Source organism: Halorarius halobius (assembly GCF_024298865.1).
Classification (GTDB): Archaea; Halobacteriota; Halobacteria; order Halobacteriales; family Haloarculaceae; genus Halorarius; species Halorarius halobius.
Genome location: NZ_CP101162.1, coordinates 277540 through 288219 on the forward strand (window position 1 = coordinate 277540; position 10680 = coordinate 288219).

The 10680-nt window shown below is 58.7% G+C and carries 10 protein-coding genes, 1 pseudogene and 1 riboswitch; of the genes and pseudogenes, 8 read left to right on the plus strand and 3 right to left on the minus strand.

The window, feature by feature from the left end:
- Positions 1-18: 18 nt before the first annotated feature.
- The gene (locus NL112_RS21120) at positions 19-1584 is read left to right on the plus strand and encodes an FAD-dependent oxidoreductase (protein ID WP_255152815.1); all 1566 of its coding nucleotides are present in this window, start codon (positions 19-21) and stop codon (positions 1582-1584) included.
- Positions 1585-2054: 470 nt separating this feature from the next.
- Here NL112_RS21120 and NL112_RS21125 read toward each other — a convergent pair whose 3' ends face one another.
- Together NL112_RS21125 and NL112_RS21130 are read right to left on the minus strand one after the other, a co-directional pair.
- The gene (locus tag NL112_RS21125) at positions 2055-3038 is read right to left on the minus strand and encodes a glutathione S-transferase family protein (protein ID WP_255152816.1); all 984 of its coding nucleotides are present in this window, start codon (positions 3036-3038) and stop codon (positions 2055-2057) included.
- Between the two features lie 88 nt (positions 3039-3126).
- Positions 3127-3846 carry an SDR family NAD(P)-dependent oxidoreductase gene (locus tag NL112_RS21130; protein ID WP_255152817.1) on the minus strand — a complete coding sequence of 240 codons (720 nt, stop codon included), beginning with the start codon at positions 3844-3846 and terminating at the stop codon, positions 3127-3129.
- 231 nt (positions 3847-4077) lie between these two features.
- On the opposite strand from NL112_RS21130, the pseudogene NL112_RS21135 reads away from it, so the two are divergent.
- The 5 genes and pseudogenes from NL112_RS21135 to NL112_RS21155 all read left to right on the plus strand — a co-directional run bounded on the left by NL112_RS21135 (position 4078) and on the right by NL112_RS21155 (position 7253).
- Positions 4078-4259, plus strand: a pseudogene (locus tag NL112_RS21135) (DUF8129 domain-containing protein).
- Positions 4260-4552: 293 nt separating this feature from the next.
- A riboswitch (Fluoride riboswitch) is annotated at positions 4553-4617 on the plus strand.
- A gap of 6 nt (positions 4618-4623) precedes the next feature.
- The gene (locus NL112_RS21140) at positions 4624-5034 is read left to right on the plus strand and encodes a fluoride efflux transporter FluC (RefSeq protein WP_255152818.1); all 411 of its coding nucleotides are present in this window, start codon (positions 4624-4626) and stop codon (positions 5032-5034) included.
- Positions 5034-5384, plus strand: coding sequence for a fluoride efflux transporter CrcB (crcB, locus tag NL112_RS21145; protein WP_255152819.1), 351 nt, complete (start codon positions 5034-5036; stop codon positions 5382-5384). The genes NL112_RS21140 and crcB overlap by 1 nt, the downstream gene beginning before the upstream one ends.
- Before the next feature lie 93 nt (positions 5385-5477).
- A complete protein-coding gene (locus NL112_RS21150) occupies positions 5478-6242 on the plus strand; it encodes a pirin family protein (protein WP_255152820.1) in 765 nt (254 codons plus the stop codon).
- A gap of 582 nt (positions 6243-6824) precedes the next feature.
- Positions 6825-7253 carry an SWIM zinc finger family protein gene (locus NL112_RS21155; protein WP_255152821.1) on the plus strand — a complete coding sequence of 143 codons (429 nt, stop codon included), beginning with the start codon at positions 6825-6827 and terminating at the stop codon, positions 7251-7253.
- 97 nt (positions 7254-7350) lie between these two features.
- On the opposite strand, the gene NL112_RS21160 is transcribed toward NL112_RS21155, so the two are convergent.
- On the minus strand, positions 7351-8484 hold the full coding sequence (locus NL112_RS21160; RefSeq protein WP_255152822.1) for a tyrosine-type recombinase/integrase: 1134 nt from the start codon (positions 8482-8484) through the stop codon (positions 7351-7353).
- A gap of 215 nt (positions 8485-8699) precedes the next feature.
- On the opposite strand from NL112_RS21160, the gene NL112_RS21165 reads away from it, so the two are divergent.
- Both NL112_RS21165 and NL112_RS21170 read left to right on the plus strand, forming a co-directional pair.
- Positions 8700-9872 carry a transcriptional regulator FilR1 domain-containing protein gene (locus NL112_RS21165; protein WP_255152823.1) on the plus strand — a complete coding sequence of 391 codons (1173 nt, stop codon included), beginning with the start codon at positions 8700-8702 and terminating at the stop codon, positions 9870-9872.
- A 180-nt stretch (positions 9873-10052) separates the two neighbouring features.
- Positions 10053-10511, plus strand: coding sequence for a DUF555 domain-containing protein (locus tag NL112_RS21170; RefSeq protein ID WP_255152824.1), 459 nt, complete (start codon positions 10053-10055; stop codon positions 10509-10511).
- The last annotated feature ends 169 nt before the right edge of the window (positions 10512-10680 follow it).

Consider the following 10680-nt stretch of genomic DNA (forward strand, 5'->3'; position numbering starts at 1 on the left):
TTCACTCCGATTCCCACCATGCATCCAGACACGCCCGCCGTCTCGTTACCCGACTCCGCAGTGTCGTACTGGGTCGATTCGACTGACCAACCGGCACATCCTCATCTGGCCGAGGATGTCGCGGCGGACGTGGCTGTGGTCGGAGCGGGCATCGCCGGCTTCTCGACAGCGACATTCCTCGCCGAAGATGGACATTCCGTCGTCCTCCTGGACGCGAACGGGATCGCAACGAAGACAACTGGCCACACAGCGGCCAAGGTGACCGTCGCCCACGGACTGCGCTACAACTACCTGATCGATACGTTCGGCGAAGAGAAGGCGAAACTCTACGCGGACGCGAACCGGACGGCCCTCGAGGAAGTCTCGTCCCGCGTCGCCGACCAGAGTATCGACTGTGCGTTCCGACGGGCACCGGCCTACTCGTACGTTCCACCGGGAGACGACACGCAGCAAATCGAAGACGAAGTAACTGCGGCTCGCCGTCTCGGTCTCGATGCGAAACACGTCGAGGACGTTCCAGCCCCCGTCGACGTGGCGGCTGGCATCCGGTACGATGAGCAAGCTCACTTTCACCCACGGGCGTATCTCCTCTCCCTGCTCGAGACCTTCGAGGCGGAAGGGGGACGGGTCTACGGGAACACCCGCGCGAGAGACATCGAATACGGCCCTCCACACCGACTCGAAACCCCCGAGGGTCAGGTGAAAGCAGACGACATCGTGGTGGCGACCCATTACCCGTTTGTCAAGCGGATGCTGTACTTGCCGCGAACGCTCCCCGGACAGGAGCACATCATCACCGTGAACGTCGAGGGCGAACCGCCAGAGGGCATGTACTACAATGCCGGTACGGACCTGCATTCGTTCCGTCCGGTTCCGACCCAAAACGGCACGATGCTGCTCGTGGAGGGGAAGAAGCACCCGACCGGGATCGGGGAAGACACCATGGAACTCACCCGACAGGTCCAGTCGTTCGCCACCTCGCATTTCCCGGTCGAGGACATCACCCATCGATGGTCCGCACAGGACTTCATGACGATGGATCGGGTTCCCTACATGGGGCCCATCTCGCCGTTCTCCGAGAGCGTCTACGTCGTCACTGGATTCGGTGGGTGGGGGATGACTCACGGAACGGTGGCCGGACTGCTGCTGAGTGACCTAATTGCGGGACGGGACAACGAGTGGGCGGAGCTGTACACCCCCAATCGGATGCCGCCATTGAAGTCCCTGAAGCGGTTGCCCAACGCGGGCGCTAAAATGATGAAGCAGTTCATCAAAGGGCACCGTAATCCTAGCGAGGAGGACGATCTGCCGCCTCTCGATCCTGGTGAGGGAACGGTCGTGGCCAGAGACAACGAGCCGGTCGGTGTCTACCGGGACGCCAGCGGCGAATGGCACGCTGTCTCCGGTTCTTGTACGTACAGTGGCTGCGTGCTCCGGTGGAACGGCGCCGGGGAAAGCTGGGACTGTCCCTGTGACGGGTCCCGGTATAATAGGGATGGGACCGTCATCGATGGCCCTGCCCAAGAAGACCTCGCCGAGAAGCCCGTACCGAGATCAAAAAATCGAACAAAAACCATCCGCTAACATTCTATCGACGAGAGCAGAATTCTGACTTACGCGGTGGGAACCATCGAACGGAAAACCGAGACAGACAACTACCACGCCGGGCACGAACGTCTCGGAGCCGAACGTTGGGCGATTCTTCGAACAGTACGAAAACGGCATTCAATTGAAGATCCACTCCTAGACCGACCACTTTCGAGCGTTCGAGAAGGCGCTTTCCGACCTGCTCGCAGGTGAATATGAATTCCTGGCTCTGTTGAAATCCTCTTCACGTCTTGCGGTTTCGTATAGAGAATCATTTCCACGGGTTTGGTCGTGGGCGGCAGGGAGAGCGTCTCTTTCGAATATCAGTGATGAAGGGTTTCAACAAGGCCGAAGTCCTCCAAGTTGAGGTTGAATCGGCGACCAAACTCGAACTCTAAGACTCGCCGTTCAGAAACCTTGACTTCGCCAGCCTGTACGTCGTTTCGAGAGATTTCACCAGCCCAGGACTACGGCGTTTGGGCCGTCGTTCCGTCGGCAGTCGGGAGACGGTCGCGATCGTGCGGTTGTTCGTAATCGAGTCCTGGCCCGATCGGTGTGATATCCCCCTGGTAGTAGCCGTCATCTTTGATGTGTTCCATCCGTACCGTCTCCGCGAACCCCGGCGTCTGGTAGAGGTCCCGCAGATACGGCCAGAGGTTGTCGTACTGGTGGATGTACTGGCGGTTGCATTTGAACGCCGTGTGATAGCACTCGTCGAACCGAATCAGCGTGGGGAACATGCGCACGTCGGCGAGTGTCAGCCGGTCGCCGGCGAGGTAGCGTTGGTCGGCGAGGACTTCGTCCCAGTGGTCCAGGGCATCGAAGACGTCGGTGACTGCCTCGTCATAGGCGGCCTGTGAGTCCGCGAAGCCGGCTCGATAGACGCCGTTGTTGATCGAATCATAGATCGAATCGATGATCCGATCAATCTCGTCGCGGTAGCCCTCCGGATACAGCTCACGGCCATCGTCGCCGTAGTCGGCGAATTCGGTGGCAAACATCCGCATGATCTCGATGGATTCGTTGTTGACGATGGTCTCGTGCTCCCGATCCCAGAGAACCGGAACAGTCACCCGACCAGTGTACTCGGGATCTGCCGCGACGTACACGTCCCGGAGGTATTCACAGCCGTTGACGGTGTCGGGAGTGCAGCCATCTTTCTCGGGTGTGAACTCCCAGCCCTCGTCTTCACGCCACGGGTCGACGATGTCCATCGAGACGATGTCGGTCAGCCCAGCGAGTCGGCGCGTGAGCGCAGCGCCGTGTGCCCACGGACAGTTCCTTGCGATGTAGAGGTGGTAGCGACCGGTGGCCGACTGGAATTTGCTACCCTGGGCGTCCTGAATCCAGTCACGAAACGAGGTTTCAGCCCGATCGAACGCGCCACTCTCGTCGGTGTATGGTTCGATATCCGTCTTCCACTCCCCGTCGACGAGCATATTCCGGCCCATAGTACAGTAGAAGAGCTTCTCGCATACAGTCCTGCCGCCCAGTCGTGCTCATCAAGCACAACCGGTGCGTGTCGTGATTGCGAATCAGTCAGATGAATTCGGAGTTCTGCGGGCCGTTCGTAATGTGGACCTCGAACGGCTGTGTACTGATATCGTCCTGTTCGACGAGGTGCCAGTAGGTCTCGGCCATCTCGTCAGGGTCGAGGAACGTCTCGTCCTCCCGGTCAGGGAACTGGTCACGGACGCCCGGCGTGTCGATCTGTCCGTCGATGACGACGTGCGCGACGTGAATCCCATCGGGGCCGAACTCCTGTGCCATGTCCATCGCCATCCCGCGAGCGGCGAACTTCGCGGCCGTAAATCCGATTGCGCCCCCAAGACTCCGTACTGCAGAGGTCGCGCCTGTGAAGATGACCGTCCCACCGCCCGTCTCAAGCATGTCGCCAACGGCTTCCTGCGAGCAGACGAACGCACCTCGTCCGTTGACCGCCCACGCCCGTTCGAATTCCTCAGCATCCACGTCCATGAGTCCCTTCCAGGAGGCGGCGCTGGCGTGGTTCACGAGAATATCGACCGGCCCGAATTCATCGTGCACCGCGTCGAACCCGTCTCGGATCTGATCGACGTCGGTGAGATCAGTCTGGACGGCAAGCCCTTCACCGGGGTCCGGAAGATCCTCAGCGAGTTCCTCGATGTAGTTCTCCGACCGAGCGAAGAGTGCGACCTGACAGCCCTCAGTTGCAAATTTCCGTGCAAGCGATTCACCGAGTCCAGGACCGACACCTGCAATAACTGCTGTGCGAGCCATGGGCCGACCTACGAACCGGACCGGCAAAGCCGTGGTGACGGGCCGCCTACTGATCGGTCGACAGCCGGGAAGCGAGTTCACCACTCTCACCGAGGTTGGTAAGCGCGCGATTGAGCAGTTCCCGCTCAACGAATCGGGAAAGGATGATATTGTATAGAGAATCGTTTTTATCGACCCACAGGGCTGGAGGCTTTTCGAGATGAGGACAGTTGACGACAGGACAGTGACGAGTTGTCCCCGGAGAAACGACTGGAAACACTGAACACGCGCCTGATCAAGGCGGGGATCGAGACAATTCCAGATATGGAACCCCTCCAGGAGGGTGTTGCTTAGGAGAACTCCCCCAGGATCGGACGCAAATTCTGCGACGGCTCAAGTGGGAGCCTGAAGAGCTGCGTGAGGACGAAGAGTAGGACTAGTCCTTAACCAACCATCCGGGCGTAAGATTGCCTATAGTTGGTTAACGCGAAGTAGTCCCGTTTTCTGGCCCCTGAACGGGTGCTGGACAACCAGCAGCGACCTCTCAAGACTTGAGTAGGCTACGAAATTCCCATGTCCCGTCAATAAGAATCGTCGGCGAACAGAGTGTCTATCTGCCACGGACCGACTATTACAGAAACTGCGTGCGGAGTTACCACCTAAACAACTCGAACATCGCAATTTTAACATAGCAACTGGAGAAAACCGAATACAGCGCCCTCTTGTGGGCTGTTCGGGCGATGGAGTCCGCCTGTCCCAACCGCCATCCCGGCTGATGACTCCTACTATGAATCAGCCATGGCACGAACACATCCCCTCGAACATCTGGAATCTGTCGTAGTCGTCGGAATCGGCGGATTCGCTGGCTCGAATCTCCGATACTTCGTTGAATTGTATGTTCCGAACTCACTGGCAGCAACGATGCTGGTCAACATCCTAGGTTCCCTAGCTCTCGGTTTCATAATATACGAGAATCTCTTGTCGGGGCGGATCTCTGAAGCCAGCCGGACACTCATGGCGACTGGATTCATCGCCTCCTTCACCACCTACAGTACTTTCGTCATCGACGCACTCACAACAACGCCAACGGTCGCAATTGGATACATCATCGGGAGCTATGCGCTGGGATTCGGAGCTGTCTTGCTCGGTCGCGAAGCAGCCCGCTGGATAACGGCTGAAACAGCCCACTCCACTGAGGTGAGTGAATAATGGAGCCCGCCCATCTGCTCGGGACTGGTGGCGCGATTGGGGCAATTCTCAGATATCTCGTCGGGCTAGCATTTTCCCACGATCGCTTCCCTTTCCCAACGCTCGTAGTGAACGTTCTCGGTAGTTTCGTCCTTGGACTGGTTGTGTTCGCCACCCTCACCGATGAAGTCGTCCTCTTTGTTGGTACGGGGGCGTGTGGTTCTTTCACAACATACTCCTCATTTTCTGTCCAAACAGTCCAATTATGGGAGAGTGGTGATCGCTTCTGGGCGATACTCTATGCGGGCGGTACACTCCTGCTTTGTCTGCTCGGGGCAGCTGTTGGAGCAACCGTCGCGACGATAGTTTAATTCTGATCAGTTGTTGTCGCGTTCCGCGGTGACATTCATAGACGCCACTGTCGCGCAGAACCCATTTAGCGGGTGAACGACTACCAGCAGGTAATGGACGAGTCGCCTTCGGCACAGACCCACCCTCGCATCTTCACGGCGCCACGAACGGAGATCTCGCAGAATCAGGGCAAGTTCCGGATCCACTTCAACTTACCCGGCCGGGCGGTCCCAGACCACGACGACCACGGGTACGGGCCGCTCGCAATGGTCGTCGAATCGTTCATGGACCCGGGGACACTCATCCGAATGCACCAGCACCGCAACGAAGAGATCATCTCGTGGGTGCCAGAGAGCGTGATGCGCCACGACGACCGGCAGGGGAACAAACTCGTAACGGACTCCGAACACCTGCTCGTGATGAACGCCGGCAGCGGCTTCTGGCACGCTGAGGAGACACTCGCTGACGACCCGCCGCTCCGGATGCTCCAGATCTTCGTCCGCCCACACAGTCTCGACCTCGAACCCAACATCCAGCACGAACCGATCCCCGACCCTGTTCCCAACGAGTGGCGCCACCTGTTCGGTCCCGAGGACACTGACGCCCCACTCTATGTCCGCAACGACGTCGACTTCTACGACTGTCACCTCGAAGACGGGGCCACGACTACGCTTCCTACCCGGACGGGCTGGGACACCTATCTGTATGTCTTCGAGGGGGCGGTCAACGCCGGCGAGGAGTCCATCGGGTATACCGAGAGCGCACTCGTGACCGGCGAGAGCGATGTCTCCGTCACCGCGACCGAGGATTCGATTCTCGTCGCGTTTTCCATCAACCTCGATGCGCCAATCACTCGGCAAGGAACGATCGGCCGCTGACGCAACGGGGAGCCACCTCGAGAGGTTCCAGCTCGCCGGGCGTCCGAAATAGGCCGCTGTCTTTCCCGCGACTCCGAGATATTGAGCCGGGAATGCTGCGCTTAGTGACAAAATATAGCGTTTGACAATTTCGTCTCGACAACCGTCAGCGACGAGGCCAACTTCAACGGGTCAATCCACGGTTTGCCGTGTGTCGTTCTTGACGAGCGTGGCTTTGACCTGAGCGAAGTTCTCGTGCCAACGGGAGGCGTTCATTTCTCGGACCACTCGGCAGCGATGGCGCGAACCCTCTGAGGAATGAATCCGGACCTATGACCGATCTGAACAGATCTCGACACAGCTGTTTCACTCGCCGGACGACCACATATCTGGTTGATTCAGAGACAGGCCTACTGAGTAAATCCGACCAATAAGCGAGGCTCTCGATTTTATCAGCCTGAATCCGGTAGAGGGGACGATCGGTCTATCCCTCTCCACAGGTGTGATTCAATGGCTGTGATCGATTCATCGACGACTCAGGACAGCAAAAAGGAATACCAGTCTCAGGATGATGCCCGTGCCAAGCGGGCTCGGGAGGACGACATGGACGTCGCACTGCTTCACCGGGGAGGGTGCTACGAGGTCGACTCGGCATCGGGCAACACCTACAAGGTAGATCTGCTGGACGAGACGTGTACTTGTCCCGACTACCAGACCCCCGACACGCCGACACCCTGCAAGCACCTCCAGCGGGTTCAGCTCGAACTCGACGCAGGACGGATTCCCCGTCCCGACGGACGGCTGCCGGAGACAGCACTATCGACGTATCCTCCGTCGGATACGTCAAGTACTCACCTAGTGGCAACACTCAGGACGAGGATTCAGGAGCGAGAAGAGCGAATCGCCGCCCTCGAAGCGGAGATTCAGGCACTCCAGTTCGTCTGTGACGTGGCCGACGCGGTCAGGGACGGGAAGAAGATTGACCTCAAACAGATCATAGCTGATGAATACGGTCCGGCGAGCCGGCTGTGACGACGTCCTCTCTGAAGTTCCAAGTTACCCCACGAGGTGTGATTTACCCTCTTCGTGGGGTAACTCCAGCTGAACGCGCTGACGCAAGGTGCGGGCCCTACTCGTCGAGTGCCCGTTCCAGTCGCTCTCGTCGCTCAATGACGTTCTGCTCCCGATAGGACTCGTGGGTAGTCTCGATCGACTCGTGGCGGAGGAGTTCTTGTGCGAGTTCGGCATCCTGTGCGTAAAGATCGCTGCCGAGTCCACGCCGGCCGCCGTGTGGCTTGAGATACTCGCCGTCGATATCGACGTCACCAGCGTCACAGAGACGCTTCATCAGGGATCGCGCTCCGTTCTTCGAGAGCGCCGGCGGCGCGATCCCGTGTTCCCGGAGGATCTCCATCGACGTCGAAACCGCCAGCGTCGCCTCAATGTCGTCCGCATTCCACCCCTGTGCTTCGAGGCCCTTTTTGGCGGCCTTCGCGAGCGAGGCATGATGACGAGTCGGGAATACCGGCCAGTCCTGGGTCGCCGGGTCGAGCACCGTCCGGTACCGCTCAAGACTCTCGACGACCCGGTCGGTCAGCGGGATCGGCTGGCGTTTACGAGTCTTTCCGAAGACGTCGGCGATTCCCCGTTCGAGATTGACGTGCTCCCACCGGAGACCGTTGCGGTGTTCGTCGCGAGGATCGGCGAACAGTTCCGCTCCACGGGCACCCGTGAGGGCGAGCATCGTCACGATGGCTCGATCCCGAAAGGCTCGCTCGCGAGCGTCCGCTGACTCGTCGAGCGCGGCGTGTGCCCGTTCGCCCACGAAGTTGAGCAGCGCCTCCCGAGCCTCGGCTGACCAGAACTGTCGGTCGTGATCCCCGTGGTGCTCCGGAAGTGCCTCCTTGACACGATTCGGTCGAGCAGGGTTTGACTCAATGCGCTCGTCGTCGACGCACCAGCCGAGGAACGCCCGGACGATCGTGAAGTAGGGCCCGTTCGCGTGAGCCGAGGCCGCCGAGAGGTCGTCCCCGTCGTCGTGGACGCGCTCTCGGAGGTGCTGAGCGTATCGACGGCAGTCGATGACCTCCAGGTCTTCGAGGGCCGTGACGTCCCGGTGGTCCTCTAGGTACTCCGCGAAGGCGTCAAGGACGAGCCGGTTGTTCGCTCGGTAGTTGCCCGAGTCGAGGCTGGCTAGTCGCGCCTCGATGGCGGCTTGGAGGTCAGTCTCGGCGGTCGAACCCCTGGGGTCGGCGGCTGTCATCGGGTTGGAGTCGCAGACGGCGGGCACCCACTTCAATTTGGTGTGTCTTTCTGCCCTAAGACACAGTAAACTACTATGTCCCCTAATCACCCGTTTTCACTGGATACGAGGGTTATATCCTCCATATTCTCGAATATAAACTTTATGTCGCTATACAGATTTTCTGGCGCAACTGCTATTTCCTCTGACAGCCTCTCAGTGAACGGTGCCCCGATGTGACCCCCGAAGAGCTGCTCCGATCCCTTCTTGATTCACGGGGGCAGTCAGCCGTCGTCTCAGGACAGCAAGCGACGCTTCCAACCAGAATTCGGGCCCTGGAAGCACTACGGGAACAGGTACTCTCTGTTACGAAACTCGCCGACTGGATCAGTGTCACCCGACAGACAGCGTATAGAGCGCTCAAGCCCGGACGGGAGGCAGGGTTGATACGGACCCTCGAAGGTGGGCTCGCGCTGAGCTGCTCTGGCGGTGCCGTGCTACGAGCCTATCACGAGATCTGTGAGGAGATTGACCGAGACGCCCTCGTTCAGCTCGCACGCTCCGATCACAAGCGGTGGATCTTGCAGGCCCTCCAGAAGGCCCCTGCCCGGAAGGCGACGCTCGCTGTGACCGCTCGACAGGATGGCGGACCATCTAGAACAACGATTCACAGAATTATCGGCTCATTCGTGGGTGATCAGTACGTCATCGAGCGGGCGGGAACATACGAACTGACCGAACTAGGGCGGCGTCTCCTGGAGGCCTACACCGGATTCAAGGCGACGATTGCGCAGGCTCTCGACAAACGCGACTTCCTGCAGTGGTTACCGGGCGATCTCGACTCGTTCCCCGTCTCAGCACTTGCCGAATCGAGGATTATTCGGAACTCTCCCGGACAGCCTCACAATGTACTGAGCGCTTTCACCCGTGCCGCAGATACAGACCTCAACACCTTCCGAGGAACATCCACCATCGTGAGTCCGACACTCGCCGATGCCTATCGACCAGTCCTCAGCAGCAGAACGCAGGTGAGCGCAGTCTTCCCAGATGATGTCCTGTTCAAACTCCACACTGATCGGGAGTTCATCAACTACGTGAAGGAGCACGGATTCGGGTCGTATATCAGACAGGGGATCGCCGCACAAGACGCTGAACTCCTGTTCGTTCCCGAGTCACTCCCGCTCCATCTCGCTATCTGTAACGATTCCCGGGTGATGCTTGCGCCGTCGCCATCAACGGGCGTGACCGATGTCACAGCGGCAGCCATCGACTCGACCGATCCACGGATTATCGAATGGGCGACGGCGTTCTTCGAGTCCTGGCACGCCAAGGGTCGACCCCCTCTGCATGCCTTCCTCGACCGAGCACAAACTCAAGAAACCAGCCCAAGGCGTGGAGCTAGCGACTGAAACAGCTCACGCGAGAGAGTCTAGACAGGGGGATCCCACTCCACAGATCTCTTGGACACCGATTGATTCGACGCCCTGAGCTTCGATGATGGTGTTGTTGTTTTTCTGTCTATTTGTTCCACAACTCGTTACGGTGGTTGAGGAGTTGCATAATTCAATTCGCTTTCCGTGTAAGTAGACATGGCCGAACAGAGGACAAATTCTACCCCGGCCACGAACGCGAACTCCCCCGTCCGGAGTGACAGCCGTCACTCAGAACGCAATCCAGAATCGTCGGACGAGAATGGTGTTGCCGGCGGCTACACCGTCGTGTTCTCACTTGGTTGGGTTGTTCGAGGAGCAGAGACTGGACAAGACGCGATTAATATCGCTGTCAGTGAAGTCGGAAAACGAGTCAGTTCGACAGGAGGGCAGATCCGCTCTGTCGACATCAACGTCCAACAGATCGGGTGTAACAGCTGTGGAATCGGATCAGACGCGCTTCTTCTGGTTTCGGAGACCGCGCTTATTGGTCTATTCCTGGAGGTCGACGTCGATGCCGAAGATCCAGCAACCGCCGAAAAGGTCGCCCGACGCGAAATCGGTCCGCACCTCCATAACACTCCGCTGTCGTCTGTCGAGGTCGCGCCAGCGGACTGAGTCGAGGTGAACGTCCGCCTGGTATGTCGTCGGACTGGCCTCCGTATAGCGGTTAGAACGTTTTGTCTGGTAGCCCATTTTGATTTATCACCCCAACCATCCACAACAATTACTCATACTGGTTACTAAGACTGATGACTAAGAGTGGTTACTCATTCTTAGTAATTGG

Coding starts and splice junctions, on each gene's coding strand:
- NL112_RS21120 (WP_255152815.1), top strand. CDS start 19: ATGCATCCAGACACGCCCGCCGTCTCGTTACCCGACTCCGCAGTGTCG.
- NL112_RS21125 (WP_255152816.1), bottom strand. CDS start 3,038: ATGGGCCGGAATATGCTCGTCGACGGGGAGTGGAAGACGGATATCGAA.
- NL112_RS21130 (WP_255152817.1), bottom strand. CDS start 3,846: ATGGCTCGCACAGCAGTTATTGCAGGTGTCGGTCCTGGACTCGGTGAA.
- NL112_RS21140 (WP_255152818.1), top strand. CDS start 4,624: ATGGCACGAACACATCCCCTCGAACATCTGGAATCTGTCGTAGTCGTC.
- crcB (WP_255152819.1), top strand. CDS start 5,034: ATGGAGCCCGCCCATCTGCTCGGGACTGGTGGCGCGATTGGGGCAATT.
- NL112_RS21150 (WP_255152820.1), top strand. CDS start 5,478: ATGGACGAGTCGCCTTCGGCACAGACCCACCCTCGCATCTTCACGGCG.
- NL112_RS21155 (WP_255152821.1), top strand. CDS start 6,825: ATGGACGTCGCACTGCTTCACCGGGGAGGGTGCTACGAGGTCGACTCG.
- NL112_RS21160 (WP_255152822.1), bottom strand. CDS start 8,484: ATGACAGCCGCCGACCCCAGGGGTTCGACCGCCGAGACTGACCTCCAA.
- NL112_RS21170 (WP_255152824.1), top strand. CDS start 10,053: ATGGCCGAACAGAGGACAAATTCTACCCCGGCCACGAACGCGAACTCC.